The 26775-nt window shown below is 70.3% G+C and carries 27 protein-coding genes and 1 pseudogene; 13 read left to right on the forward strand and 15 right to left on the reverse strand.

What is annotated here, in order from left to right; translation table 11 throughout:
- Positions 1–34: 34 nt before the first annotated feature.
- The 6 genes from V6U86_RS01330 to V6U86_RS01355 all read right to left on the reverse strand — a co-directional run bounded on the left by V6U86_RS01330 (position 35) and on the right by V6U86_RS01355 (position 6383).
- Entirely contained in the window at positions 35–847 is an 813-nt protein-coding gene (locus V6U86_RS01330) for an ABC transporter ATP-binding protein (protein WP_334497452.1), read from the reverse strand.
- On the reverse strand, positions 840–1664 hold the full coding sequence (locus V6U86_RS01335) for an ABC transporter permease (RefSeq protein WP_334497454.1): 825 nt from the start codon (positions 1662–1664) through the stop codon (positions 840–842). Before V6U86_RS01335 ends, V6U86_RS01330 begins: the two co-directional genes overlap by 8 nt.
- Complete coding sequence (locus V6U86_RS01340) at positions 1661–2461, reverse strand: ABC transporter permease (RefSeq protein WP_334497456.1); 801 nt, start codon at positions 2459–2461, stop codon at positions 1661–1663. The genes V6U86_RS01335 and V6U86_RS01340 overlap by 4 nt, the downstream gene beginning before the upstream one ends.
- A 70-nt stretch (positions 2462–2531) precedes the next feature.
- Positions 2532–3506: an ABC transporter substrate-binding protein gene (locus tag V6U86_RS01345; protein WP_334497458.1), complete on the reverse strand. Its 975-nt coding sequence runs from the start codon at positions 3504–3506 to the stop codon at positions 2532–2534.
- 208 nt (positions 3507–3714) lie between these two features.
- Positions 3715–4896, reverse strand: a complete 1182-nt coding sequence (locus V6U86_RS01350) for a 4-hydroxybenzoate 3-monooxygenase (RefSeq protein ID WP_334497460.1) — start codon at positions 4894–4896, stop codon at positions 3715–3717.
- Positions 4897–4922: 26 nt separating this feature from the next.
- Entirely contained in the window at positions 4923–6383 is a 1461-nt protein-coding gene (locus V6U86_RS01355; RefSeq protein WP_334497462.1) for a benzaldehyde dehydrogenase, read from the reverse strand.
- 302 nt (positions 6384–6685) lie between these two features.
- On the opposite strand from V6U86_RS01355, the gene V6U86_RS01360 reads away from it, so the two are divergent.
- From V6U86_RS01360 to V6U86_RS01395, 8 genes are read left to right on the forward strand one after another with little or no spacing between them, the layout of a single operon-like run.
- On the forward strand, positions 6686–7504 hold the full coding sequence (locus V6U86_RS01360) for a CoA transferase subunit A (RefSeq protein WP_334497464.1): 819 nt from the start codon (positions 6686–6688) through the stop codon (positions 7502–7504).
- A gap of 27 nt (positions 7505–7531) precedes the next feature.
- The gene (locus V6U86_RS01365) at positions 7532–8302 is read left to right on the forward strand and encodes a CoA-transferase subunit beta (protein ID WP_334497466.1); all 771 of its coding nucleotides are present in this window, start codon (positions 7532–7534) and stop codon (positions 8300–8302) included.
- Positions 8299–9048, forward strand: a complete 750-nt coding sequence (gene pcaH / locus V6U86_RS01370) for a protocatechuate 3,4-dioxygenase subunit beta (protein ID WP_334497468.1) — start codon at positions 8299–8301, stop codon at positions 9046–9048. Before V6U86_RS01365 ends, pcaH begins: the two co-directional genes overlap by 4 nt.
- Positions 9041–9613 carry a protocatechuate 3,4-dioxygenase subunit alpha gene (gene pcaG, locus V6U86_RS01375; RefSeq protein WP_334497470.1) on the forward strand — a complete coding sequence of 191 codons (573 nt, stop codon included), beginning with the start codon at positions 9041–9043 and terminating at the stop codon, positions 9611–9613. The genes pcaH and pcaG overlap by 8 nt, the downstream gene beginning before the upstream one ends.
- On the forward strand, positions 9588–10928 hold the full coding sequence (gene pcaB / locus V6U86_RS01380; RefSeq protein ID WP_334497472.1) for a 3-carboxy-cis,cis-muconate cycloisomerase: 1341 nt from the start codon (positions 9588–9590) through the stop codon (positions 10926–10928). The genes pcaG and pcaB overlap by 26 nt, the downstream gene beginning before the upstream one ends.
- The gene (pcaD, locus tag V6U86_RS01385; RefSeq protein WP_334497474.1) at positions 10925–11704 is read left to right on the forward strand and encodes a 3-oxoadipate enol-lactonase; all 780 of its coding nucleotides are present in this window, start codon (positions 10925–10927) and stop codon (positions 11702–11704) included. Before pcaB ends, pcaD begins: the two co-directional genes overlap by 4 nt.
- Positions 11705–11730: 26 nt before the next feature.
- Positions 11731–12081: a 4-carboxymuconolactone decarboxylase gene (pcaC, locus tag V6U86_RS01390; protein ID WP_334497476.1), complete on the forward strand. Its 351-nt coding sequence runs from the start codon at positions 11731–11733 to the stop codon at positions 12079–12081.
- Positions 12078–12932 (forward strand): IclR family transcriptional regulator, encoded by an 855-nt coding sequence (locus tag V6U86_RS01395; protein ID WP_334497478.1) that lies wholly within the window; start codon positions 12078–12080, stop codon positions 12930–12932. The genes pcaC and V6U86_RS01395 overlap by 4 nt, the downstream gene beginning before the upstream one ends.
- Here V6U86_RS01395 and V6U86_RS01400 read toward each other — a convergent pair.
- From V6U86_RS01400 to V6U86_RS01410, 3 genes are all read right to left on the reverse strand, one after another.
- Complete coding sequence (locus tag V6U86_RS01400) at positions 12910–13548, reverse strand: DUF2306 domain-containing protein (RefSeq protein WP_334497480.1); 639 nt, start codon at positions 13546–13548, stop codon at positions 12910–12912. The genes V6U86_RS01395 and V6U86_RS01400 overlap by 23 nt on opposite strands.
- A gap of 98 nt (positions 13549–13646) precedes the next feature.
- On the reverse strand, positions 13647–14309 hold the full coding sequence (locus V6U86_RS01405; RefSeq protein WP_334497482.1) for a response regulator transcription factor: 663 nt from the start codon (positions 14307–14309) through the stop codon (positions 13647–13649).
- Positions 14306–15445 (reverse strand): sensor histidine kinase, encoded by a 1140-nt coding sequence (locus V6U86_RS01410; protein ID WP_334497484.1) that lies wholly within the window; start codon positions 15443–15445, stop codon positions 14306–14308. The genes V6U86_RS01405 and V6U86_RS01410 overlap by 4 nt, the downstream gene beginning before the upstream one ends.
- A 157-nt stretch (positions 15446–15602) precedes the next feature.
- Between V6U86_RS01410 and V6U86_RS01415 the strand changes: the two genes are divergently transcribed.
- On the forward strand, positions 15603–16868 hold the full coding sequence (locus V6U86_RS01415; protein WP_334497486.1) for a prolyl oligopeptidase family serine peptidase: 1266 nt from the start codon (positions 15603–15605) through the stop codon (positions 16866–16868).
- A gap of 59 nt (positions 16869–16927) precedes the next feature.
- Here V6U86_RS01415 and V6U86_RS01420 read toward each other — a convergent pair whose 3' ends face one another.
- Entirely contained in the window at positions 16928–18583 is a 1656-nt protein-coding gene (locus V6U86_RS01420) for an RICIN domain-containing protein (protein WP_334497488.1), read from the reverse strand.
- An 8-nt stretch (positions 18584–18591) separates the two neighbouring features.
- Positions 18592–20094: a family 43 glycosylhydrolase gene (locus tag V6U86_RS01425; protein WP_334497490.1), complete on the reverse strand. Its 1503-nt coding sequence runs from the start codon at positions 20092–20094 to the stop codon at positions 18592–18594.
- A 260-nt stretch (positions 20095–20354) separates the two neighbouring features.
- On the opposite strand from V6U86_RS01425, the gene V6U86_RS01430 reads away from it, so the two are divergent.
- Together V6U86_RS01430 and V6U86_RS01435 are read left to right on the forward strand one after the other, a co-directional pair.
- The gene (locus tag V6U86_RS01430) at positions 20355–20789 is read left to right on the forward strand and encodes a glutaredoxin domain-containing protein (protein ID WP_334497493.1); all 435 of its coding nucleotides are present in this window, start codon (positions 20355–20357) and stop codon (positions 20787–20789) included.
- A gap of 232 nt (positions 20790–21021) precedes the next feature.
- Positions 21022–23496, forward strand: a complete 2475-nt coding sequence (locus tag V6U86_RS01435; RefSeq protein WP_334497495.1) for a M14 family metallopeptidase — start codon at positions 21022–21024, stop codon at positions 23494–23496.
- 75 nt (positions 23497–23571) lie between these two features.
- On the opposite strand, the gene V6U86_RS01440 is transcribed toward V6U86_RS01435, so the two are convergent.
- On the reverse strand, positions 23572–23925 hold the full coding sequence (locus V6U86_RS01440) for a VOC family protein (RefSeq protein ID WP_334497497.1): 354 nt from the start codon (positions 23923–23925) through the stop codon (positions 23572–23574).
- Between the two features lie 77 nt (positions 23926–24002).
- Here V6U86_RS01440 and V6U86_RS01445 point away from each other — a divergent pair, with 77 nt between their 5' ends.
- The gene (locus V6U86_RS01445; RefSeq protein WP_334497499.1) at positions 24003–24569 is read left to right on the forward strand and encodes a hypothetical protein; all 567 of its coding nucleotides are present in this window, start codon (positions 24003–24005) and stop codon (positions 24567–24569) included.
- Positions 24570–24767: 198 nt separating this feature from the next.
- Here the strand turns inward: V6U86_RS01445 and V6U86_RS01450 are convergent, their stop codons facing one another.
- From V6U86_RS01450 to V6U86_RS01460, 3 genes and pseudogenes are all read right to left on the reverse strand, one after another.
- Complete coding sequence (locus V6U86_RS01450; RefSeq protein ID WP_334497501.1) at positions 24768–24959, reverse strand: DUF397 domain-containing protein; 192 nt, start codon at positions 24957–24959, stop codon at positions 24768–24770.
- A pseudogene (locus tag V6U86_RS01455) lies at positions 24950–25078 on the reverse strand (XRE family transcriptional regulator); the annotation flags it as partial. The gene V6U86_RS01450 and the pseudogene V6U86_RS01455, both read right to left, overlap by 10 nt.
- 65 nt (positions 25079–25143) lie before the next feature.
- On the reverse strand, positions 25144–26091 hold the full coding sequence (locus V6U86_RS01460; RefSeq protein WP_334497503.1) for a ketopantoate reductase family protein: 948 nt from the start codon (positions 26089–26091) through the stop codon (positions 25144–25146).
- 87 nt (positions 26092–26178) lie between these two features.
- On the opposite strand from V6U86_RS01460, the gene V6U86_RS01465 reads away from it, so the two are divergent.
- Positions 26179–26742 (forward strand): TetR/AcrR family transcriptional regulator, encoded by a 564-nt coding sequence (locus V6U86_RS01465; protein WP_334497505.1) that lies wholly within the window; start codon positions 26179–26181, stop codon positions 26740–26742.
- The last annotated feature ends 33 nt before the right edge of the window (positions 26743–26775 follow it).

Genomic DNA, 26775 nt, shown 5'->3' on the forward strand with positions numbered 1-26775 from the left:
TCCCTTTCGGCGAGTTCATTGTCCTGCCCGGCGATCACGGCACGGACCGCGGGGCCGCGACCTGCCCGCGCTTGGCGCGCTGGATCTGGTCGTAGACGTGCGTCCGTAGCTCCGTGAAACGGGGCAGGGCGCGGGTCGTGATCTGATCGCGCTCCGGCGGCAGGTCGATCGCCAGGTCCTCCTGGACCCAGGTCGGCGAGGTGGACAGTACGAGAACCCGCTGACCGAGATACACCGACTCGTCGATGTCATGGGTGACGAACAGAATCGAGATCGTGCGGCTCGCGTGCAGCTCACGGACCAGGTCCTCCAGGTCGGCGCGGGTCTGCGCGTCCACCGCCGCGAACGGCTCATCCATGATCAGGACGTCGGGCTGGTAGGCGATCGCCCGTGCGATCGCCACGCGCTGCTGCATCCCCCCGGAGAGCTGCCACGGGTGGCTGCGCGCGGCGTGCGCGAGGCCCACCGCCTCAAGCGCGTCGACGACCAGCTTGTTTCGGGCCGCGCGGGTGAGTTTCTTGTGCCGCAGCGGAAGCTCGACGTTTCCGCGTACCGTCAGCCAGGGGTAGAGGCTGCGGCCGTACTCCTGGAACACGACGGCCATGGCCGGGCTGGGCCCGGTCACCGGTGAGCCGTCCATCTCGACCACGCCGCTGGTGGGCCGCAGCAGGCCGGCGAGGCACTTCAGCAGGGTGGTCTTGCCGCAACCGGACGGCCCGACGATGCAGACGAGCTCGCCGGCGTCCATCGTGAAGCTGATGTCCCCGATCGCCTCGACGTCGCCCGTCGTGGCCTCGTAGACCTTTCGCAGGTGCTCCACCCGCAGCAGGGTGCGCCGATCAGGCACGGTTGACCTCCCTGATTCCGTGGTACCAGCGCAGCACGCGCCGTTCGACGAGACCGAAAGCGACGGCGAGGAAGACACCGACGAGACCGAGCAGGAGGATGCCGCTCCACATCTCGGCGATGAGGTAGTTGCGCTGGAAGTAGGCGATCCGGTAGCCGAGGCCTGCGGAGGAGGCGAACATCTCGGAGATGACCATCAGGATCAGCGCGACGGAGAGAGCCTGGCGGACCCCGGCCATGATCCGTGGGCTGGCGGCCGGGAGCACGAGGAACCAGAGCCGCTCCCACCAGGAGACCCGGAACGATTCGGCGGTCTCCTTCATCACGCTGTCCGTTCCCCGGACACCCTCGATGGTGTTCAACAGGATCGGCCAGACCGCGCCGGAGATGATCACGACCACCTTCATGGTGTCGGTGATCCCGAGCAGGAGCATGGCCACCGGAATCAGCACCGGCGGCGGGATGGCCCGGAGAAACTCCAGCAGCGGTTCGAGGAGTTCACGCAACCAGTGGGTCAGGCCGATGACGGTGCCGGCGGCGACGCCGAGCACGATCGATCCGGCGACGCCGAGGCCGAGGCGGGCGAGGCTGGGCAGCACGTCCTCGACGAACGCCGGGCCGACCCAGGTCTCCCGGAAGGCTTCGGCGATCGTCAACGGGTCGGGGAAGAACTTGCTCGTCGTCCTCGTCGCCACCAGACCCCAGAGCACCAGCAGCAGGGTCGGCAGCCCCAGCGGGTAGAGCAGGCTCGCCGCGATCCGGGATCCGACCGTCCGGCTGCGTGCCGTGGCGGCGATCCGCCCGGTGCACGCGGTCACAACGGCTCCTCTCCTCGTACGGACTGGTGCCACGACAGCACCCGACGCTCGATGAAGCGGAAGGCGATGTTCACCGTGAGCCCGAGCAGGCCGGTGACCACGACCAGCGCGTACAGGCCGGCGGCGTCGCCGGCTGACCGGGACAGTTCGATCATGCGCCCGAGGCCGGGGTTGCCGATCACCATCTCCGCCGTGATGGCGAGGATGAGCGCGACCGCCGCCGCGAGCCGCAGGCCGGTCATGAGGTACGGCAGGGTGGTCGGCAGGACGAGGTGCGTCAGCTGCTCCCGCCGGGTCAGACCGAAACTGCGGGCGGTGTCGCGTGCCACCGCGTCGACGTCGGCGACGCCGTAGATCACCTGCACGAACACCTGCCAGAACGACGCGTAGATGATGATGACGAGAGCGGCCTGCCGCTGGATGCCGAACATCAGCACGGCGAGCGGAATGAGGGCGACCGACGGGATCGGGCGGAGGAACTCGACAATCGTGTGGGTCGCGCGCCGCAGGAAGGGCACCAACCCGACGACCGTGCCGAGGATGATGGCCGCGATGGTCGCCGTCGTCAGGCCGATCGCCCAGGACGTCATGGTGCCGCCCAGCCGCCGCCAGAACGCGAGGTCGACGAGCTGCTCGAACAGCCGCGCCAGCACGTCCGTCACGTAGGGCAGATACAACGGGTTGATCAGGCCCAGCGTCGGGATCAGCTGCCAGACGACGAGGAAGCCGGTCAGGCCGACGACACCCAGCATCGCTTTGCGTAACGCGCGCAGGCGTCGGGTGGAAAGAACACGCATGTCACTCCCGTCGTCGCGCGGGCGGCGAGGCCCTCCCCGGTCCGGGCCGGGGAGGGCGGGGTCGCGCCAGCTACTGCTGCTGGATGAGACGGTCGAGGTTGGGTTGCTTGTCGAGCACCTTGTACTTCTGCGCGAGTTCGGCGAGCGTCTGCAGGCTCGACCGGTCGATGTCCCAACCGAAGGCCGGCAGCCGCACCGAGTCGGCTACCGGCGCGGGCAGCTCCAGGTTGTCCTTGATGGCCTGCCGCAGCGCGGCCTCGTTGGCGGGGTCCTTGGCCCACTCCAACGTCTTCTTCATCGCCGCCGTGAAGTCCTCGACGAGCTTGGCGTCCTTTTCCGTGCGTTCCTTGGTGGTGATGGTGGTGAGCGTGGCCAGGCCGGGCACCACCGCCTGGTAGGGCGCGACGATGAAGGTGTCGCCCCGGCCCTTCAGTTGCGTGACGAACGGCTCCGGCACCCAGGCGGCGTCGATGTTGCCGGATTCGAGTTGGGCCGGGGCGTCCGGGAAGGCGACCTCGACGAACTTGATCTTCGACGGATCGCCGCCGTCCTTCTCGACCGCTGCCATGATCGTCACATCGCCGGCGGCACCGAGGCTGTTGACCGCGACCCGTTTGCCCGCGAGCTCGGCGGGCCGCTTGATGCCGGATTTCGCCGACGCCACCACGGCGTTGATGTCGTCGCCGTCGGCGTACGAGGAAGCGTAGTTGCCGATGATGACGACCCCGAGATCCCGCAGGTCGGCCCGGAACGGGCCGAAGGGCTGGCCGATCGCGAAGTCGATGTCGCCGTTCAGGAGAGCGGGAATGGCCTGCGCGCCGCCCTGGGCGGGCAGCACCTCGACCTGGAGGCCGCGTTCGGCGAAGAGGCCCGCCTTGATGCCGCCCCAGAGCGCGGCGGTCTCGGTGATGGGCAGCGCCGCGACCCGGACCTTGCGCAGATCGCCCGAGGGCTGTTCGGACGGCTTGGACGCGTCGGAGTCGGTACATCCGGTGAGGGCGATCGCGGTAGCGGCGATCAGCCCGAGAGCCATGACCTTCTTCATTGACGAGGCCCTTCCTGGGCGGGGGTGGTGGGTGCGTCGGAAGTCGGCGGATGCCTCGGATTTGCAGGTGAACTACCGCTGCGTGGGGGCGCACGCCGCTGTGGTGGCCATGGTCAGTCACGCCGGCATTGAAAGTCAATAATTTCTGACGCCCGTCATGGATAAGTTGAACGACGCGCGGCGCTGGCGGCGTCGCGGCGACTCCCGCTCAGACCTCGGGCAGGCCCACATAGTTCTCGGAAAGGCTTGTGGCGTAGGCGTCGGAGGTGGTCACGTACCTCAGCGTGGCGGTCTGCAGCTTCGCCTCGTACGGGTCGTCACGCTCCAGCCGGTGCAGCATGGAGGTCATCCACCAGGAGAAGTGCTGGGCCCGCCAGACCCTGCGCAACGCCGTGGCCGAGTAGCTCTCCAGCAGGTCGGTGCGGCCCCCGTCGTACCACGCGGCGAAGGCGTCGCCGAGCAGCGCGACGTCGGCGAGGGCCAGGTTCATTCCCTTCGCGCCGGTGGGCGGGACGATGTGCACGGCGTCCCCGGCCAGGAACAGCCGCTCCCACTGCATCGGCTCGACCACGAAGCTGCGCATCCCGGTGATGGACTTCTCCAGGATCGGCCCCTCGTTGAGCGACCATCCCGGCACCGTCTCCAACCGCGCCCGCAGCTCCGTCCAGATCCGCTCGTCCGGCCACGCGGCGATGTCCTCGTCCGGCGCGACCTGTAGATACAGCCGCGAGATCTCGGGGGAGCGCATGCTGTAGAGGGCGAAGCCCCGTTCGTGGTTGGCGTAGATGAGTTCGTCCACCGCCGGCGGCGCGGCGGCGAGGACCCCCAACCAGGCAAAGGGGTACGCCCGCTCGTAGGTGGTCAGCACCCCCTCGGGCACCGCGCCGCGGCTCACACCGTGGAAGCCGTCGCAGCCGGCCACGAAGTCGCAGCGCAGTTCCTCGTCGCGCCCGTCACGGCGAAAGTGGACCACCGGCGATTCCGAGTCGAGACCGTCCAGGCGTACCGCGTCGGCCTCGAAGAGGATCGAGCCGCCGGCCGCGAGTCGGGCGGCGATCAGGTCCTTGACCACCTCCTGCTGCCCGTAGACGGTGATCGCCCGCCCGGTCAGATCTGCCATCGGCACCCGGTGCGACTCCCCGGCGAAGCGCAGCTCGATGCCCTCGTGGCGTAGTCCCTCCCGGCGCAGCCGTTCGCCCACGCCGCTGCGGCAGAGCAGGTCGACCGAGCCCTGTTCGAGGACGCCCGCCCGGAGCCGGTGCTCGACGTAGTCGCGGCTGCGGCTCTCCAGCACCACGGACTCGATTCCGCGCAGGTGCAGCAGGTGCGACAGCATGAGCCCCGCCGGCCCGGCACCGACGATGCCGACCTGGGTACGCATTCCCGGCATGGTCCCCTCCTCCTCTCCTTCCGGCGTCAGAACGGGTACCGCGCGATGTCGCCCCGCACGGTGAGCCACTGGGTCTCGGTGAACGCCTCGACGTTCGCCGCCGGCCCGCCGAATCGCGAGCCGGTGCCGGACGCTCCCACCCCACCGAAGGGCGCCACCGCCTCGTCGCTGACCGTCTGATCGTTGATGTGCACGATCCCGCTGGGGATCCGGTCGGCGAGCGCCATCGCCTTCATCACGTCGCGGCTCAGGATGCCCAGCGACAGGCCGTAATCGGTCTGCCGGGCCAACTCCACGGCCTCGTCGTGATCGGTGAAGGTGATCACCGGCGCGACCGGGCCGAAGACCTCCTGGGCGTACGCCGGGGTCGCGGGGGTGACGTCGGCGAGCACGGTCGGGCGGTAGAACAGCCCCTCGTACGTGCCCCCGGCCGCCAGCCGGGCGCCCGCATCGACGCTCGCCGTGACCAGTGCGTGGATCTTGTCGCGCTGGCGCTCGTCGATGATCGGGCCGAGCGCCACCTGCTCCTTCGCCGGGTCGCCGACCGGTAGGTGGTCCGCCTTCTCCGCCAGTCGTTCGACGTACCGCTCGGACAGGCTCTCGTGCACCAGGTGTCGGCCGGTGGTCATGCAGATCTGGCCCTGGTGCAGGAACGACCCCCAGGCGCCGGCGGAGACCGCGAGATCAAGGTCGGCGTCGTCGAGCACGATCAGCGCCGAGTTGCCACCGAGTTCGAGGTGGGCGCGTTTGAGGTGGCGTGCCGCCGCCTCGCCGACCTTGCGGCCGGCCGCGGTCGAGCCGGTGAAGCTGATCACCCGCACGTTCGGGTCGGCCACCAGCGCCTCACCGACCTCGACCCCGCCGGGAAGGACGTGCAGCAGGCCGTCGGGCAGGCCGGCCTCCTCGAAGACCCGGGCGATCGAGACGCCGCCGCAGACGGCCGTGCGCGGATCGGGCTTGAGCACCACGGCGTTGCCGAGCGCGAGGGCCGGGGCGACGGAACGGATGGCCAGGATGAGTGGAAAGTTGAACGGCGCGATGACTCCGACGACGCCGACGGGCAACCGACGAGCCAGGCTGAGCCGCTGTTGCGCGCTCGGGATGATCTCGCCGAGCGGGTGCGACGCCAGCGCCGCCGCCTCGTAGCACTCCTGAGCCGCGGTGTCGGTCTCGACACCGGCCTTGGGTGGGATGGACCCGGCCTCCCGCACGATCCAGTCGCCGATCTCGGCGGCGTGCCGCTCGAACAGTTGCCCGGCCCGGCGCAGCACCGCGGCCCGCTCGGCATAGCCGGTGGCGGCCCAGGCGCGCTGGCCGGCGGCGGCGCGGGCGCAGGCGCGCGTCACGTCCTCGGCGTTCGCCACGCCGACCTGGGCGATCTCCTCCCCGGTGGCGGGAGATCGCACGGGTGCCGTGCCGCCGGCCGGTTCCACCCAGCCGTCGCTGTGCAGGGTGCCCTGCCAGGTCATGGCGTCCAGCAGTGTCATGGCGGTCCTCCTCGGAGCGTGGGGCAGGTGGGGGTGCTCCCGGGGTGACCGGGCGCGGCGGGCTTCCGTTCACGAAAGGACCCGGAGGTGTTCGCTCACCGAACGGCCGTTCTCTGTATGAACGTTGGCACGTGGTCCGGCTCGCGTCAACGCATCGCCCGACGTGGGTACCGAACACTGTGGACGGCCGGTCGGGCGATCGTTGACGGATGTCGTCCGCCGCCGTACGTTCGATATGTGTACGGCAGTCCGCATAGCGAACGGCTGGCGGCAGCACGGTTTTCGCGGGAGGCGGGAGGCCCATGGCGAAGCTCGTCTCGCTGACCGAAGGCGTGGCGCACCTGGTCCGCGACGGTGATGTGGTGGCCCTGGAGGGGTTCACGCACCTCATTCCGTTCGCCGCCGGTCACGAGATCATCCGCCAGGGGCGGCAGGACCTGACCCTCGTGCGGATGACCCCCGACGTCATCTACGACCAGCTCATCGGTGCCGGGTGCGCCCGTCGCCTGGTCTTCTCCTGGGGCGGCAATCCGGGCGTCGGGTCGCTGCACCGCTTCCGGGACGCCGTGCAGCACGCCTGGCCGCGTCCGCTCGAACTGGAGGAGCACAGCCACGCGGGCATGGCGAACCGGTACGTCGCCGGGGCGTCCGGGTTGCCGTTCGCCGTCCTGCGTGGTTACACCGGCACCGACCTGCCCGGCCACACCACCAACATCCGGCCCATCACCTGCCCCTTCACCGGCGAGACGCTCACCGCCGTCCCCGCCCTGCGTCCCGACGTGACAGTCGTGCACGCCCAGCGCGCCGACCGCAACGGTAACGTGCAGATGTGGGGCATCACCGGGGTGCAGAAGGAGGCGGTGCTCGCCGCACACCGGTCACTGGTCACCGTCGAGGAGATCGTGGACGAGTTGGAACCCGTACCCGGGCAGGTCGTCCTGCCCGGCTGGGCGGTCACCGCGGTGGCCGAGGTGCCCGGTGGCGCGCACCCCTCCTACGCCCACGGCTACTCGGTGCGGGACAACGACTTCTACCGGGACTGGGACGCCGTCAGCCGACACCGCGACACCTTCCGCGCCTGGCTGGACGAGCACGTGCACACGGCCGGCGCGGCGGCATGAGTCAGCGCAGCGAGCGAGGGGAACGCGATGGCGGACTGGACCGCTGACGAGATGATGACCGTCGCCGCCGCGCGGCAACTGCGCGACGACACCGCCTGCTTCGTCGGGATCGGGTTGCCCAGCACGGCGGCGAATCTCGCCCGGGCGACGCACGCCCCGAACCTGGTGCTCATCTACGAATCCGGGTGCCTCGGCGCGAAGCCCGACCGGCTTCCGCTCTCCATCGGAGACGGCGTCCTCGCCGACACGGCCGACGCGGTGGTGTCGGTGCCCGAGGTGTTCAACTACTGGCTCCAGCCCGGCCGGATCGACGTGGGCTTCCTCGGCGCCGCGCAGCTCGACCGGTACGGCAACATCAACACCACGGTGGTCGGCGGCGACTACGACGCCCCGAAGGTACGACTGCCCGGTGCCGGTGGCGCCCCGGAGATCGCCGCCTCCTGTGGTGAGGTCGTGGTGATCGTCCGCCAGGACCTTCGGACGTTCACCGAACGGGTCGACTTCGTCACCTCGGTCGGGTACGGGACAGGCCCGGGCGACCGGGAACGACTCGGCCTGCGAGGCGGAGGCCCCCGAGTGGTGATCACCGATCTCGGCGTCCTCGAACCCGACCCGGTCACCTGCGAACTCACGCTCACCCACCTGCACCCGGGCGTGACGCGGGAGCAGGCGCGGGCGGCCACCGGCTGGGACCTCGCCGTCGCCGAGGGGCTGGCCACGAGTGAGCCGCCGACGGCCCGGGAACTCGCGGTGCTGCGGGCGCTGGAGGCGACGAAGTCCGACGGGAGACGACAATGACCACACAGGACACCCGGGCCGACGGCGGCCTGGTGCTACCGCGGTACCGGCGCGACGACGTCGACGCCCACCCGCCCCTGCTCAGCCCCGGCTACAAGTCGACGGTGGCGCGGGCGCCGAGACACCCACTGATCTACCTGCCGCAGCGGCTGACCGAGATCACCGGGCCGTTGCTGGGGGAGGGGCGCCTCGGCGCACTCGACCACGACCTGACCCGCCAGCACGACGGTGAACCGCAGGGACAACGGATCATCGTGCACGGGCGGGTCCGCGACGGTGACGGCCGACCGGTACCCCGCACGCTGGTCGAGATCTGGCAGGCCAACGCCGCCGGCCGGTACCGCGACGCACGCGACACCTGGCCGGCGCCGCTCGACCCCCACTTCGAAGGGGTGGGTCGGGCGCTCACCGACGACCAGGGGCGCTACCAGTTCATCACCGTGCAGCCTGGCGCCTACCCCTGGCGTAACCACGACAACGCCTGGCGGCCGGCGCACATCCACTTCTCCCTCTTCGGCCGCGCGTTCACCCAGCGGCTGGTGACGCAGATGTACTTCCCGGGCGACCCGCTCTTCTTCCAGGACCCGATCTTCAACTCGGTCCGCGACCCGAAGGCCCGGGACCGGATGATCGCCCGGTACGACCACGCCACCACGGCACCGGAGTGGGCGCTGGCGTACGAGTTCGACATCGTGCTGCGTGGCCGGGAGAGCACCCCCTTCGAGGACGAGGACGACGATGAGTGAGCAGCTGGGCGTCATGCCCGCGCAGACCGTCGGGCCGTACCTGCACATCGGCCTGCGCTGGCCCGACGGCCCGTACGTCGTACCCGAGGGCACACCTGGCGCGTTCTGGATCAGGGGTCGGATCGTCGACGGCACCGGGACACCGGTGGTCGACGCGATGGTGGAGAGTTGGCAGGCCGACCCGGACGGCCGGTTCGACCACCCGGACGACCCCCGGGGGGCCCGGCCGCCCGCGCTCGCGGGTTTTCGCGGATTCGGGCGCAGCGAGACCGACGGGCAGGGGTGCTACCGGTTGTTGACCGTCAAGCCGGGCTCGCTGCCCGACCCGGACGGCGGCACCGAAGCCCCTCACCTGGCCCTGTCGGTCTTCGGGCGAGGGCTGCTGCACCGCCTGGTGACCCGGCTCTACTTCCCCGACGAGCCGGCGGCGAACGCCGCCGACCCCGTGCTGCGCAGCGTCGACACCGACCGCCGTGGCACCCTGCTGGCGAGACCCGCCTCGGACGGGTTCCGGTTCGACATCCACCTGCAGGGAGACAATGAGACCGTCTTCTTCGCGGTCTGACGGCCTGCTCGGCGGCCTCTCCGGCGCCCCGGACGTCGACGCGGAACTCAGCGACCAATCCCTGCTCCAGGCGATGCTCGACGTGGAGGCCGCGCTCGCGCGGGCCGCGGCGGATGCCGGCATCCTGCCCGCGCCGGCGGCCGAGGCGATCGCCGAGCGGTGCCGCGCCGAGCGGTACGACCCGGGGGCCCTCGGCCGGGCGGCCGACGCCACGGGCAACCCGGTCGTCCCGATCCTGGGCGAGCTGACCGCCGCCGTGCCGGAGGAGGCCCGAGCCTGGGTGCATCTCGGCGCCACCAGCCAGGATGTGCTGGACACCGCGCTGGCCCTGGTGGCCGTGCGGGCGCTCGGGCCGCTGCTGCGTCACCTCGACACTGCCGTGGACGCCGCCGCCCAGCTGGCCGACGCCCACCGGGGCACCGTGATGGTCGCCCGGACCCTCGGGCAGCAGGCGGCACCCACCACGTTCGGGCTCAAGGCGGCCGGCTGGTTGACCGGCCTGGCCGAGGCGCGGGTCCGACTGCGCCAGGCCCGCGCCGCACAGCCCGCGCAACTCGGTGGCGCGGTCGGCACCCTGGCCGCGTTCGGCCCGGCCGGTGCCGACGTCGCCGAGCGGTTCGCGGCGCACCTGCGCCTGACGCCGAGCCCGCTGCCCTGGCACACCCGCCGTCAGCCCTGGCTCGATCTGGCCACCGCCCTCGGAGGGCTCCTCGTGGCCACCGGCAAGGCCGCGCTCGACGTCGGGTTGCTCGCCCAGAACGAAGTAGGCGAGGTCGCCGAGGGCGGCGCCGGACGAGGCGGCTCCTCGGCCATGCCGCACAAACGCAACCCGGTGGACTCGATCCTCGTCACCGCCGCGACGCGACGCGGTCCCGGTCTCGTCGCCACAGTGTTCGCCGCGGCGGTGCAGGAGCATGAGCGGGCCGCCGGCGCCTGGCACGCCGAGTGGGAGCCGCTGCTCGACCTGCTGCACGTGGCCGGCGGCGCCGCCGCCCGGTGCGCCCGGATGCTGACCGGGCTACAGGTCCGTCCGGAGCGGATGCGGGAGAACCTCGACGCGACCGGCGGCCTCCTGCTCGCCGAGGCCGTGGCCGCGCGACTGACGCCCGCCGTCGGTCGCCGCGCCGCGCACGACCTGGTGACCCGTGCCGCCGCCGAACCGTCGTTCCGCGCCGCGCTGCTCGCCGATCCGGAGGTCCGCGCCCACCTGTCCGAGGCCGAGATGGACGAGGCGCTCGACCCGTACCACTGGCTCGGCTCGGCCGGGCTGTTCGTCGACCGAGCCCTGGTCGCCGTTCGGGGAGCGGACGGATGACCTCCCGGTTGCATCTCACCGTCGACGGCCCGGCCGCCGCGCCGGTGCTGCTGCTCGGCAGCTCCCTCGGCACCGCCGCCGCGATGTGGGAACCCCAGGTTCCGGCGCTCGCCCAACGGTTCCGGGTCATCCGGTACGACCACCTCGGCCACGGGCGTTCGGCGGTGCCACCCGGGCCGTACACGCTGGACCTGCTGGGCCGGGAGCTGCTGCGTACGCTGGACGACCTCGACGTGCCGTGGGTCCACTACGCGGGGCTGTCCCTCGGCGGCATGGTGGGCATGTGGCTCGCCACGTACGCGCCCGACCGGGTGCGGCGGTTGGCGCTGCTCTGCACGTCGGCGTCGCTCGGCCCACCCGAGCAGTGGCGGGAACGAGCGGCGACGGTTCGGGCCGGAGGGCTGCCGACGATCGCCGAGGCGGTGGTGGCCCGCTGGTTCACCCCGGCCTTCGCCGCCGCCCGGCCGGAGGTGGTCGCCGCCCACCACGGCATGCTGACCGCGACGCCGCCGGACGGGTACGCCGCCTGCTGCGAGGCGATAGCCGCGATGGACCTCCGACCCGACCTCGGCCGGGTCGCCGCGCCGACGCTGGTCATCGCGGGGGCCGACGACCCGGCCACCCCGCTGCCGCACGCCCGCGAGATCGTCGGGCGCATTCCACGGGCCCGGCTGGCCGTTGTCGACGCGGCGGCGCACCTGGCCAACGTCGAGCAACCCGAGCAGGTGCGCCGACTCCTGTTGGAACACTTCGACGAGGGACGTGGTGACAGATGAACGACCGCGAGCGGCACGAGGCAGGCATGACGGTACGGCGAGAGGTGCTCGGTGACGCGCACGTGGACCGCGCGGTCGCCGGCACGGACGACTTCACCGCCGACTTCCAGGACTTCATCACCCGCTACGCCTGGGGCGAGGTGTGGAGCCGGCCCGGCCTCGACCGGCGTACCCGTAGTTGCATCACCCTCGCCGTGCTCGCCACCCTGCACCACGACGACGAGTTGGCGATGCACGTCCGGGCCGCGCTGCGCAACGGGCTGAGCCCGCAGGAGGTGGCGGAGGTCCTGCTCCAGGTCGGCGTCTACGCTGGTGTACCGGCGGCGAACCGGGCGTTCAAGGTGGCCCGGGAGACCCTGCGGCAGGAGGCCGGGTGAGTGTGAGCGAGGAGGCGACGAGGTCGCCGGAGTTCGTTCAGTCGCTGGAGCGCGGCCTCGCGGTGATCCGGGCGTTCGACGGCGAACATCCGCAGCTCACGCTCAGCGAGGTGGCCAGACGCACCGGGCTGACCCGGGCCGCGGCACGCCGGTTCCTGCTCACCCTGGTCGAGTTGGGCTACGTGCACACCGACGGCCGGCTCTTCTCACTGCGGGCGCGGATCCTCGAACTCGGCTACGCGTACCTGTCCAGCCTCAGCCTGCCCGAGGTCGCGCAGCGGCACATGGAGGCGCTGGTCGCGCGGGTGCACGAGTCCTGCTCGGTGTCGGTGCTCGACGGCGACGAGGTGGTCTACGTCGCCCGGGTGCCCACCAAGCGGATCATGACGGTGGGGATCAGCGTCGGCACCCGGTTCCCCGCGTACGCCACCTCCATGGGGCGGGTGCTGCTCGCCGCGCAACCGGCGGACTGGCTGGACGACTACCTCGCCACGGCGCAGCTGCGGCCGCTGACCCGGCGCACCATCACCGACCCGGCCAAGCTGCGCACCGTCCTGACGAGGATCGCCACCCAGGGCTACGCCATCGTGGACCAGGAGTTGGAGGAGGGCCTGCGCTCCGTGGCCGCGCCGATCCACGGCGAGGACGGGTCGGTGATCGCGGCGGTGAACGTCTCCGCGCACGCTACCCGGGGGTCGTTCGAGATGATCCGCCGGGAGTTGCTCCCACCGCTGCTGGCCGCCGCGAAGCGGATCGAGGAGGACATCCGCGGCGGCCTGAACCGGTCACCGGCCGTCGACCTCGACCCGCCTGCCGCTCGGGCTCAGCTCAGCGCACTGCCACCACGCTGACGACCCGGGCCGGACGCCGCAGGTACCACTCGGCCACCGCAAGGTTGATCACCCAGCCGGCGACCACCAGCGCGGCGCGGACGTTCCCATCGGGCTGTTCGCCGACCGCGATGAAGTACGGCGCGTGGGTGAACGCCTGGGTGCCGGCCCCGAGACCGATCGCGTAGCCGCGCACCATCCACCTGCGGTGCTGGGTGATGTCCCGGTGCAGCACGGCGGCGAGGCCGAGCAGGATCGAACCGGCCATGGCCGAGCCGAAGACGAGCCGCATTCCGGCCAGCACGTCGTTGTCGTGGGCCGGCAGGTCGTACGCGACGGCCATCCACAGGCCGGTGAACGCGACCGTCAGCCCACAGGGGACGAGCACCCGACCGGCACGGCGGTGCCAGCCGTGGCGGCGCAGACGGGGTACGAACTGGAACGCGCCCAGGATCGTGTAGACCACCGCACCGACGATGTGCAGCACCACCGGCAGCGGATCGGCGACGAAGCGAGCGTTCGCCGGGGTGACCTCGGGTCCGGTGCCCAGCTCGGTGAGCCGTCCCGCTCCGGCGAGCATCGGGATCAGGCCCAACAGGATCAACGCGGCCGGAAGCCGCCACTCGCGCATCGTCATGCCACCGATGGTGGACGCCGCACCCGCCTCCACTCATCGGCACATGGGCCGCGATCCAATCGGCCCATGGTCGGACGCCGCCGTCGTACTTCCGTCGGTCACCAGTGCCGTCGGTTGCGATTCGTCTCGTACGCCCACATCGCCACCTCGACCCGGTTACGCACCCCCAACTTGGTCATCAGGCTGGTGACGTGCGACTTGACCGTGCTCAACGTGATGTACAGCTCGTCGGCGATCTCCTGATTGGTGCGTCCCCGCGCGACGGCGACCAGAACCTGCTCCTCCCGGTCGGTGAGCGCCTCGATGGGCTGCCGGCGCGGCGCGGCCGGGTCCGCGTCGGCGAACGCCCTCAGCAGCCGGGCGGTGACACTCGGCGCGATCAGCGCGTCCCCGTTGGCGGCGGCGTGCACGGCCTGGCTGAGCAGGTCGGGGCCGGCCTCCTTGAGCAGGAAGCCGCGGGCGCCGGCCCGCAGCGCCGCGTACACGTACTCGTCGAGGTCGAAGGTCGTGATGACGACCACCGCGAGCGGTTCCCGGACCGTCGGCCCGGCGAGCGCCCGGGTGGCCTCGATGCCGTCCATGCCCGGCATCCGGATGTCGAACAGACACACGTCGGGGCGCAGCCGCCGGGCGAGCTCGACCGCCTGCCGGCCGTCGCCAGCGCCACCGACGACCTCGATGCCGGGCTGGGTGTTCAGGATGATGGTGAGGCCGGTGCGGACGATCTCCTGGTCGTCGGCGACCAGCACGCGAACCGTCACGCGTCGACCCCCTGGCGCGGGAGCACGGCCGTGACGGTCCATCCACGGTCGGGGTTGGGGCCCGCCTCGCAGGTGCCGCCGAGCAGGTCGGCGCGCTCCATCATGCCCACCAGGCCGAAACCGGGCGAGCCGGTCGGGCGGGCGGCTCCGGCCTCGCCGTCGTCGCTGACCCGCAGCCGCACGGACGTGTCGTCGGCCGCGACGCTGACCTCGATCCGGGTGGCGTGGCGGGCGTGACGACGGGCGTTGGTGACCGATTCCTGGGCCAGCCGGTAGAGCGCGGAGCCGACAGTGGGTGGAAGGTCGCCGAGGTCGCCGTGCAGATCGACGTCGACGGTCGGCCCGGTGCGGAAGTGGCCGGCGAGCCGTTCGATGTCGGCCACCTGCGGGTTGGGTCCCAGGTCGACGGGCTGGTCGCGACGCAGGACGCGGACCATCGCGCGCATCTCGGCGAGCGCACGGGACGCCTCGGCCTCGATGGTGCGCAGCGCCTCGACGGCGGCACCCGGCTGGCTGGCCGACGCGGCGATGCCGGCCTGGGCGCGGATCGCCATCGCCGACACGTGGTGGGCCACCGTGTCGTGCAGGTCGCGGGCGAGTCGTTCACGCTCCAACAGCTTCACCTGATCGAGTTCGCGCAACCGGGCGGCGGCCCGGAAACGAATCGCGACCCCCAGCGTGGCGGCGGCGAACATCACCGCGAAGCCGGCGACCAGTTCCCCGCCGTCGATCCCGCCGACCAGCCCGGCGGCGGTCACCTTCGCCACCACGAAGAACGAACCGAGCACGGCATCCCGGCCGGAGCCCCAGCGGAACAGCGCGTAGACCAGGAGGACCAGGAAGCTCGCCGTGAACAGTTGGCAGGGATCACCGGGCAGCACGAACGGGGCGACAGTCGTGCAGCCGAACGCGACCACCACCATCGCGAGCGGCTTGGTCCGCCGCCACCGGATGGTGGGCAGCAGCGCGAGCGCGACGACGACGCAGCCCACCCGCCACGGCAGGTCGGGTCGGAGGATCCCTTCCACCACCATCGCCGGCGCGAGGACTGCGATCACCGCCCAGTCGCGCCACACCCGGGGCGGGGTGGGGGAGACCCGCGGCTCGGCCAACACCGCGTGCAGGCGAGGGAACATGCAACCCATCGTACGAACGGTGGTGCGACTCCAGATCGTCGGAAAGTACGACCCAGGCGCCCTGATCGCCGTGGCGCCTCTGTTGCCAGCGGATCTCCACCGCGTTACGTTGAGAGGCCATCGACGCTTGTCGACATTGCTAGGTACGGGGGCCCGCATGTCCACGCCTGTCACTCGTCGCACCGTTCTGGCCGGTGGGGCCGGTGCGGCCATCGGCCTTGCGCTGCCCGGCCTCGCCGCCCACGCCGGTGGCCACCATCCGACCAGCGTGAGCTTCACCCTTGACGCGAAAACGCTCGACGGAGGTGAGCAGGTCACCTCCGTCACTCTCGACACCGCCCGACTCGGGCCGATCGACCCGGCCGGGCTGACCCCCGGCACGTTCACCGTGCACGCCAAGGCCACCAGCCCGATCCCGATCGCCCCCGGCGACCTGATCTTCAGCGAGTACGACCTGGACCGCACGGTGACCGTGGCCCGGCTCGACCGGCACGGGAACATCGTGCTGGAGCTGAGCCACGCCGAAGGTCAGGCCGGCGGCGGCACCCTCGGCTACATCCTGAGCAGGGGCCGCAACGTCCAGCTGGACCTCGTCTACACCATCACGCAGAACACTCCGATCGTCCGGCGCCACGGCTCGCCGGTCACCATCGGCCGCTTCGTGCAGGCAGGGCTGTCGAACCCCGAGGTGGACGCCTTCAGCTACCACGTCTCGGGCTCCGGCCTGAAGTACCGGCTGTACTCTCCCGACCACTCGCCCCGAGGCGGTCGGCGGCCACTGATCGTCTGGTTGCACGGCGGCGGTGAGGGTGCATCGCTGCCCGACGACTACTACGACAACGAGACCACACTGCGTGCCAACCGCGGAGCGCTCGGCTTCGCGACCCCGCAAGCACAGCAGATCTTCTCCGGCGCGTACGTCGTCGCTCCGCAGAGCACCTCCTACTGGATGGAGGACGGCCCCCGGTTCGCTCCGCTGATCCGCGAGATCGTCCGGGATCTGGTACGCCGCAAGCGGGTCGACCCCGACCGGATCTACGTGGTCGGTTGCAGCAACGGCGGTTACATGTCCCTGGAGATGACCGTTGCCTACCCCGACCTGTTCGCCGCATCGGTGCCCATCTGCGGTGTCGTCGAGCCGCTCAGCGGGGAGGGCCCGCCGCTGATCACCGACGCGGAGCTGGCCGGGATCCGCACGCCGACCTGGCTGGTCACCTCACGCGACGACGACACCGTCCCGCCCGAGACCAACACGATCCACGCGCACGACCTCATCCCGGGATCGCTGATCACCCTGTACGACCACGTCGTGTGGAACGGCTACCAGTTCCCCGGGCACTGGTCCTGGATCTACGTGGCCCGCAACGACCCGAGCCTCAACGGCACCCACATCTGGCAGTGGATGGCCCGCCGTCGCCGGTGATCCGCCTCCCGCCGGGGCGGGAGCGGCCGCCCGGGGTCGGACGGCCGCTCCTCATCGGGTCAGCACCACGTCAACGTCGAGTTGATCCGGGTGACGTTGCTGATCGTGTTGTTCGCCCCGCCGCAGGGGTTCTGGGTGATGTTGGTGTTGGTGACGGTCAGGTTCTGGAAGCGGATGCCGGATGAGATCGGGAACTCCGATCGCGAGGCGATCCGCACCTCGCCACCGCCCGTCACCGTCCCGGACACTCCGGCGATGACGACGTTGTAGCAGTTCTCCACCAGGATCGAGTTGTTACCCGTGTTCGAGATCGTCACCCGGTCGATGACCGCGCCACCGGACTCGGAGACGCAGAAGATCCCCCGACCGCCCCCGGAAGCGATCACGTTCCCGACCCGGATATTGGTCGGGTACGAGTTGCCTATCCGGCCGTTGCGGTTGGCCATCCGGAACGCCGCGTACCCGGTGCCCGTCCCGGCGCCCTGCGCGTCGACAGTGCCCACCGTGGCGTTGATCGTGTCGTTGAGCAGCAGACCGGAGTCCCGGGTGTTTCGCGCCGTGACCGTGCCGATCGTCAGACCGTCCACGCCGTACGTCTCCACCCCGTGGGTGCCGGTCCCCGACACGTACACGTTGTCGATGCGGATGTTGCGCACCTTGACCGCTCGATCGCCACCGTGGTTGTCGATGCGGACGCCCAAGCCGGCGGAGAGTCGCATGTCGATCTGCCCGAGGGTCAGGTTGTTCACGTTGCGCATGAAGATCCCGTACAACGGCGAACCGGTCAGCGTGAGGTTCTGCACCTCGACGTCAGTGGTTCCCCGCGAGTACACCGGCGCCTGGTCACCCGAGCCCGACCCGGTCACGTTGATCGTGCCGCACACGGCCAGTGTGGTGTACGACGGCAGCGACAACCGCGAGCCGGCGCTCATCGAGCCGGAGCCGCGCACCACCACCCGCTGCTTCGACGTACGCCCCGCCGAGAGCGAGTTGACCGCCGCCTGCATCGCCGACAGCATGTCCGAACCCGAGTAGACCGTCGACGAGCCATTGCGGGCCGTCCAGGTGCTCCCGCTCAGCACGGCCTCGGCGTTGGTCGACCCGCTGCCACAGCCGGTGGTCGGTGGCGTGCTGCCGCCTACCGCGACCAGCTGCCACTGCTGGTTCGTGCCGTTGAGGTCGGCGTACTGACTGATCCGGCCGCCGTCGGCGGTGGACCGCTCCCAGACCTCCAGCACCTTGGCCGAGTGGCGGTTGATCAGCCGGATGTAGCCGCCGTCGGAGTCGAGGACCTGGAACTGCTGGTTGGTGCCATTGGCATCGGGCCACTGCCGGTACTCAGCACCGTCGGCGGTGTTCCACTCCCACAGGTCGACGACCTTGCCGCTGTGCCGAGCCTTGAGGCGGTAGTAGCCGCCGCCGGAGGAGACGAACTGGAACTGTTGCCAGGCCCCGTCGTTACGGGACCACTGCTGGATCACCGCGCCATCCGCCGTCGAGGTGTCCCGGACGTCGAGGACCTTGCCGCTGTTCCTGTTGACCAGCACGTAGTAGGCGTTGGTGTCGATGCTCGCCGCCGTTGCCGGCGGTGCGCCGACCAGAACGGCGCCGGCCGCGCCGACCAGCGTGGTGACCAGTGCGAGCACCAGGCCCGTACGCCGGCCGCGACGAATTGACCCGCTGCCGGACGGTTTTCTCGTGATGGTGAAGGGCATCGCTCCTCCTATTCCAGGTGGAAGGTGGCCGAGGCGCGGTCGGCGCTCGAACTGACCGCCTCCACGTAGAGCAGTCCGCCGCGATGACGCACATGGCGGCCCGGGTAGTTCTGCGACTCCAGGGAGATGCCGGCGCTGTCGGCGAGGCCGGATTGGCGACGGAAGCTCGCGTCGCTGCCGAACAGTGCCGAGCCGTCGTTCTTCTCCACGTACAGGGCGAAGCCCCGGTGGCGCAGGTAGTAGCCGGGGAAGTTGGTCGACTCCAGCGACACCGATCCGCTGCCGGCGAGGCCGTTGACGATGCGGAACTGGGAGTCGGCCAGGTTGGTCACGTTCGGTTCGATCCGGGCCCGGTAGTCGTAGTGCCGGATGTAGCTGCTGGCCTGATCATGTGACCGCAACCGGACCGGTGTGGCCCCGTCGGGCACCGGGATACCGAAGTTCGGGGTGCCGTCGGCGTTCCAGTACACCTTCTGCAGCCGGGTGCGCCGGTTCGGGTCGTTGAGCGGGTCACCGGAGATGTCGCGGTAGTTCCGGTCGTGGTAGACGAGGATGTCGCTCTGCCCGTCCTCGGACACGGTGAACGAGTTGTGGCCGGGGCCGTACTGGCTGGTGGCCGCGTTGCTGGCGAACACCGGGCTGGGGCTCTTGCTCCACGAGGCGGCGTCGAGCAGGTTCGCCGTGGCGGAGGCGCTCAGCATCCCGAGGCAGTAGTTGGCGTCCGTGGCGCTGGCCGAGTAGGTGAGGAAGATGCGGCCGTTGCGCTGGATCACGGCTGGTCCCTCGGCAACCCGGTAGCCGCGGGTCTCCCAGTCGTAGGTCGGCACGACGAGTCGAGTCACGGTGCCTGTGATCTGCCACGGGTTGGCACCCATCCGGGCGAGGTAGACGTTGGAGTTGTTGGAGATCCCCGGCTCCTGCTGTGCCCAGGTCAGATAGCGCACCCCGTTGGCGACGAAGGTCGAGGCGTCCAGACTGAAGGTGTCCCAGGGCGTGGTGATCCGGCCGCGTTCGGTCCAGGTGCCGGTCAGCGGGTTGGCGTTGGCGTTCTCCAGCACGTACATCCGGATCCGCCACACGTCGTCGGTCCGGCCGGCGGCGAAGTAGACGTACCACCGGTTGTTGATGAAGTGGATCTCGGGTGCCCAGATGTGGGCGCCCATCTCTCCGCTGGTGTGGCGGCTCCAGATGGTGGTCTCCGCCGCCGTTGCCAACCCCTGCAGGGTCGTCGCCCGGCGCAGCACGATCCGGTCGTACTGCGGCACCGTCGCGGTCAGGTAGTAGTAGCCGTCGGTGTGCCGGAAGATGTGCGGGTCGGCCCGCTGGTTCGCCAACGGGTTCGTGTAGTTGACAGCCGGTGCGGCCTGCGCCGGCCCGGCCACGGGCAGGCCGGCCGACACGGCGAGCACCACCAACACCGCGGCGAGCACCGGTCGCAGACGCCGATGGCCGCCGCGGCCGGCAGGCCCCCGGCGGGTGGTCGGGTCGGTAGGAGGGAGTGGCAGCGGCATCTGGCCTCCGCGAGCTTGGGAACGGCCACTGACCAGCACGGACAACCGCGCCGTGATGTCGTGGCCGATTCGGTCGACGTCACGCAGCGATGTCGGGAACGACTGGGAGAGAAGCCCGAAAAGGCTGGGTATGTGACGGTGGCGTTGCGTGCAGGTGGCGGACTTATGTTGGCGTTAACATTGATGCATGTCAAGGCATGATGGCTGCTCACCTGGCGGCCACTGCGGCCACCCGCGTACCTGGGGGTAGTGTCCTCGGCGTGCTGCGACGGTGGATGCTGGCGATCCTGATGGCGGCCTGCGGCGTGCTGCTGGCGGTGACGCAACTGACCTCCGGTCTGCCCGCCGTCGGTGGCGTCGAGTTGTTGGTCTTTCTGGTGTTGGCGCTGTTGCTGTCGCCGTGGGCCTTCCCCCGCTCGGTGAGCGCCGCCGAAGCGCAGCGGGCCAGCGCGTCCGACGGACGGCCGATCGTGTACTGGCGTCCCGGCTGTCGCTACTGCCTTCAGCTCCGGTTCTCCCTCGGCCGGCTCGCCCGACGGGCGCACTGGGTGGACATCTGGCACGACCCGGCCGGCGCTGCCGCCGTCCGGGCGGTAGCCGACGGCAACGAGACCGTGCCCACCGTCGTGCTCGGCGACCAGGCGGTCGTGAACCCCGACCGGGCCTGGTTCCGCGCACAGCTTCGCGCGTCCTGAGGACGGGCGACGGACTTCCCCATCCCACCGGTTCGCCAGCGCGGTACACGGCGAGCGGGCGACGCACCTCCCCGACAGCAGGGGAAACCCTCCCTCTGCTGGGCGACAAGCCATCGAGCGCCTCAAGGAATGCTCAAATTCGATCGAGGCGAAGCTCTGCGCCGGTAAACGCACATACGCTCACCGGACCCGGCCGGCCGGCAATCACCCGTCGTCAGCAGAAGGAGGGGGAATGCGGCGCAGACATCGGCGCATCGCACTTCTCGCACTGTCCACTCTGGTGGGGAGCACGCTCGTCACCACCGGCCCTGCGGGCGCGGAGCCCGCGGCGCCCTCAGCCACCGCCAGCCGATCCCAGCTTGAAAACCCTGAGACGGTACGCCTCGTACACATCAGGCTCACCGGTGCCGAGATGCTGGACAAGGTCGCCGCGGCCGGTTTCGATCTCGAACACGGCCTGCGGCGCGTACCGAACGGCATCGAAGGTGAGGCGGTGGTGACCGCCGAGCAGACCGCCGAACTCACCGCGATGGGCGTCGAGGTGCTCGGCGACGATGCGGGCTTCGCCTGGAGCGACGAGGCCGACGGCGGCATCGGCGCGGCCGACACGCGGGCGATTCAGCCCGCGAACCACGAGGCGACGGTGCGTGTCGTCCGCGCCGACTGGTTCACCACCAAGGGCCAGGGCTTCCTCTACGTCGAGGCGCGGACCACCGAGGGGCAGCAGGCGAACCCGATCGTCGGGATGCAGGTGGAGAACGACACCGGGAAGGGCACTCCGTTCGGCTTCGCCCGGACGATGAGCCGGTTCGTCGACTCCGGGCAGTACATGTTCCACCGGAACCTGTTCAAGCTCGACGTACGCCCCGACAAGATCCAGGTGACGAGTTCCACCGGTGGCGTCACGACCGGCGTCGTCTCCAACTGGCTGGAGAACGCTCCGCCGCCGCTGACGGCGAACCCGTCCTACAAGTCGGACTTCGTGGACGGCTACCGGAACCCGCAGCAGCTCTACAGCCGCGCCAAGGAGATCGCCCGCCAGTACCCGGACATCGCCGAGATCGTCTACCTGCCGAACCAGACGAACGGGTACCAGCGCAAGGCGCAGGCCCAGATCGGCGGTACGGGGCAGGCCGCGGTCGTCGTCACCTCGGCAGCGTGGGGCCACGAGGGCGGCAACGACATCACTGTGGACTTCGTGGGCCGGTCCGAGCCGGACCTGCCGCTCGCGGTGGAGGTCGCCGGCACGGCGGTCCGGGTCCTGCTCGCCACGGACGCCGCCGGCGCGGCGGCGAGTACGGCCGCCGAGGTGGCCGAGGCGTTGCGGACCCGGTCCGCGGGTCTCATCGACCGGGCGCACCCGTACCGCACCAACGGGGGCACCGGAATCGTCGCCCCGACGGCTGGGCCGGTCGCGCTGACCGACTTCCTCGACCAGAAGCGCGTCGGCGCGCCGGAGGGGGAGGTGCCGCGGGGCCCGGTCACGATCCCGGTCCTGCGTATCGGCAAGCACCGCGACGGGAAGAAGCCCGGCGTCCTGATTCAGGCACAGGACCACGCCCGGGAGTGGGTGCCGGCGACGACGAGCCTGGAGTCCGCCGAGCGTCTGGTGCACAACTACCGGTCCGACCGGGAGACGAAGAACATCGTCGACAACACCGACGTCTTCTTCATCCTGTCGAACAACCCGGACGGGGCGAACTACAGCTTCTACAATTTCGCCTCGCAGCGCCGGAACATGACCAACCACTGCCCGGACGCGAACGCCGACCCGGGTAGGCGCAACTCCTGGGGCGTCGACCTGAACCGGAACTACCGGGTCGGCTCCGGGCACGACGGGTACGCGGGCGCGTCGACCAGTTGCGTCAGCGACACCTACCAGGGGCCGGCGGAGCTGTCCGAGCCCGAGTCGAAGAACATCATCTGGCTGGTCGAGAAGTACAAGAACATCAAGTTCATGATGTCGGTGCACTCCAACGGCGGTCAGCTCTTCTGGCAGCCCGGCGCGTACATCGCGGACGGCCGCATCACCACGCCGCGACCGCCGCTGGGTGACGAGGCGTTCTACTGGCAGTCCGCCGCCCGGATTTTGTCGCAGGTCAAGGCGCACCGGGAGACCGTCGTCACGCCGGAGAACGTGGGCGGCTCGTCCGACGTCCTCTACTCCTCTGCGGGCAACGTGCGCGAGGACCTCTACAACACCTATGGGATCTACGCGTTCGGCTGGGAGGTCGGCGGCTCGGTCTACAACCCGGCCACCGGCAACTGGCAGGGCGGTTCGTTCCAACCGGAGTGGGTGGGGAACCCGGAGCTCGTCAGCGGCCACGCCGAGACGATGGAGTACGCCAACGGGATCATGGAGATGTTCCGGGTCGCCGCGGACTGGGGGAAGGACAAGAAGAAGCCGACGTCCGAGCTGGTCCCCGGCGCGGGGCGCTACTCCGGGCCGGTCGACGTTCACTTCGAGACCAGCGAACCGGCCACCATCTACTACACGACCGACGGCAGCCGGCCCACCCTCGAGTCGCCCCGCTACGCGGCGACCGAGTTCCGTGAGCCGGGGCAGGTGTTCCACGTGACCGAGACGACGACGTTCCGCTGGTTCTCGGTCGACAGCGCCGGCAACATCGAGAAGAACTACGACCCGACGAAGAACGACAAGCGCAACAACTACCGCTCGGCGACGATCACGATCGCCAAGAGGTAGCGCCACACCCGCAGTCGTTGCCCCGTCGGCGCGGTCCACCCGCGCCGACGGGGCAACGGTCGTCCGCAGTCAACCTCAGGGGCGGTGAGCCGCCACGTTGATGACGTTGCCGTCCGGGGCACGGACAAAGAACCTGCGCACACCCCACGGTTCAGTGGTCAACGGGTGCACGATCTCGTAACCGAGCCGCTGTGCCTCCGCGTAGGCGGCGTCCACGTCGTCCACCTGCGCGCTGATGACCGAGTCCTCGGGTGCGGACGCGTCGCCGGAGACGAGCTGTACGGCCACGTCGGGGTCAGGCGAGCTGTAGCGGGCCACCCAGCCGAGGTTGAACTCCTCGGTGCTCAAACCGAGAAAGTCGGTGTAGAAGCCCTTCGCGGCGCCGATGTCAGCCACCGGAAGGTTCGGCAGGATGCGGATGACGCGCATGGGGACCTCCGGCTCGACAGCTCAGGCCCCGTGATTATCCGCCTGACACCGCACTCGCCGAGGTGCATCCTGACGCGATGGCAGCCGACGACATGAGCGATGTCGAGAACTGGACCGGCGGGTTCTACGAGCTGATCCTGGTCCTCGGGGCAGCCGATGATGCCCGACTCGACCTGGCCGCGGGTGCTCTGTGGCGGGCCGCTGACGTCCGTGAGTGCCGCGTCGGGGTTGACCTGGTCGAGATGACTCCCGGCGCGGACGCGTTCACGATGGGCGGGCACCTGCGCGGGACGCTCACGCTGCCGTCCGGCGCGCGGGTGGTGTGTGGCAGCTACACGACGAGGTACGACAACGTCGACAACCTGGTGCTCTACCTGCCGCTCGGTGCGCTGGCCCGGGTGGACGGCAGGATCGGCGGGTACCCGTTCGACCAGCGCAGCGGCGTCGAGTCGCTGACCTGGCGCGCCCCACTCGACCGTTGGCTGGCCGACATCGCCGTCACCGTCCACGCCGACGTGCCGTTCACCCGCGCCATCATCGGCTTCGAGGCCGACGACGACGCCGACACCACCGCCGGTGCGAGCTACACCGCTCGCCTGATACCCGGCACCAACGGCATGGACTACCAGCCGGCGACCAGCTGACCGGGCGACGATGCTGCGAGGCGATCGGTCACTGGCCATGTCCGGCAGCGTCGCGCTCGCCTGTTCCCGTTGTTTCCAGGGCCAGCGCTGCTCATCGAGGCGGGCACGGGTCGAGGCCCGCTGGGCGTGTGCATCCGGCCGCACACCGTAAGCGCCCGCCCGAAGCGGGGACGGGCGCTTCTGTGCGTATGGCGGGAGTTACGACCGCTCGGCGACCTGGCCGACGAACGCGACCCACGCGGTCGGAGGGAAAGTCAGCGCTGGACCCGATGGGTCCTTGGAGTCACGCACCGCGACGACGCCCGGAAGGTTGTCGGCAACCTCGACGCAGTCGCCGCCGTTGCCGCTGCTACGGCTGCTCTTGCGCCACTTCGCGCCCGTCAGTTCCATGTCTTTGCCATCTCCCTGAGTAGGTCAACCGACTGCCAGTGGGACAGCGCCTCGCCACGGACGTGTTCCCACGCTGCCAGTATCGCCGCGATGTCTTCACCGGTAACGACTTGTCGCCCTCCTCCCCGACAGAAGAGGAAGCGCTGCCTCTGTCGGGGAACAGGTCGCCCGGGTGCGGCCCCGGCTAGATCGTTCTCTCCCTGGTGAAGTAGGGCTCGGCCGCCTCCAGCCGGGGCACCTCCACGCCCAGCCTGCGTGCCTCCGCCAGGGTGTCGCGGCAGACCGCGCGCAGCTCCTCGGGGTTGGCGTGGGCCTTCATCACCAGGCGCATCGGCGGGAAGTGGCCGAACAGCCAGGCAAGTGCCGGAGCTGCCAGCCAGACCGGTGCCGTGAAGGGCAGGAGGTCGCTCCGGTGCCGCCGCAGGTCGACGCCACGGGCCTCGACGAGCGGCAGGAGCTCGCGGATGGCAAGGATCGCCTCGCGCATGGTGCTGGGCGTCAGCTTGGACAACGAGCCCAGCTTCAGGCTCTGCGTGTGCAGGCCCGCGTTCTGGATGAAGTGGATCGACAGCCAGCCACGGAAGTCACGGTTCTCCCGGACCCTGAACCCCGCCTCGCGAAACACCTGGCGTACGGCCCGTTCGCGCTCGGTCGGCGGCCGGTCGAGAGTGCCGAAGGTGACCACGGGAAGCAGAGCCGCACGCAGCACACTGTCGTCGCCGAAACCGCCGCCGGCCCCGGGAAATCCCCAGGCCACCTGATCGGCGGGAAGGTGCTCTGTCGCGGTCAGCGGCTCGACCCACAGGTTGTTGAAGACGAGCACGGTGGCTTTGCCCACGCGCGGTCCCAGGAAGGCCGCGGCCTCGGCGAAGCCGTAGTGCTGCACGCTCAGCACGATCAGATCGAAGTCGTGGTCCGGCTCCAGAGACTCGCGGTAGCGCACCGGCCACCTCTCGGCGACACGCTTCCCCCACGGTCGCCGCCGCGCGTCAAGGAGATCAAGATCGATCGCATCACCGTACGTCGCCGCCCGCCCGGGCCGGACGTAGAACTCGACATGGTGCCCGGCCCGTTCCAGGGCCCACCCGTACACCGCGCCGATCACGCCGCGGCCGAACATCAGGATCTTCACCTGGCACCTCGTACCCTATAATTGGAGACCGTCTCCGCTTTTCGAAAATATGGAGATAGTCTCCACTTGTCAACCTGGGGCCCCCACGTGACCGATGCCAAGCCACTGCGCGCCGACGCCCGCCGCAACCGCGACGCCCTGATCGCCAAGGCTCGCGAGCTCTTCGCCGACGGCCGCTTCGACCTGCGCTTCGACGACTTCGCCAAACTGGCCGGTGTGGGCACCGGCACGCTCTACCGCCATTTCCCCACCCGCGAAGCCCTGGCCGAAGCGGTCTACCGCGAAGAACTCACCGCCATGTGTGACCGAGCCCACGAGCTGCAAGCCACCCTCCCCGCCGACCAGGCGCTGGAATCCTTCCTGCGTGGCTTCGTCGACCACCTGCACCGCCACGAAGGGCTCGCCCGCACCCTCGCGACGCTGATGGCCACTCAGTCGGGGGCGCTGGCGGAGGGCACCCAGGCCCTGGGTCAGGTCGTCGCCGACCTGCTGGCCGCCGCCGTCAAGGCCGGAACCATCCGCGACGACGTGGGCGCCGGCGCCGTCATGATGACCCTCCACGGCATCTGTGCGGCCTACGACCAGCCGACCTACCGAACCGACGCGGACGGCGTGATCGCCCTCGTCCTCGCCGGCCTCCGTCGCACGTGACCATGAGCAGGACGTGGCCCTGTGCCGACCCGG

This window comes from Micromonospora sp. CPCC 205558 (genome assembly GCF_036902955.1).
In the GTDB taxonomy this organism is placed as follows: Bacteria; Actinomycetota; Actinomycetes; order Mycobacteriales; family Micromonosporaceae; genus Micromonospora.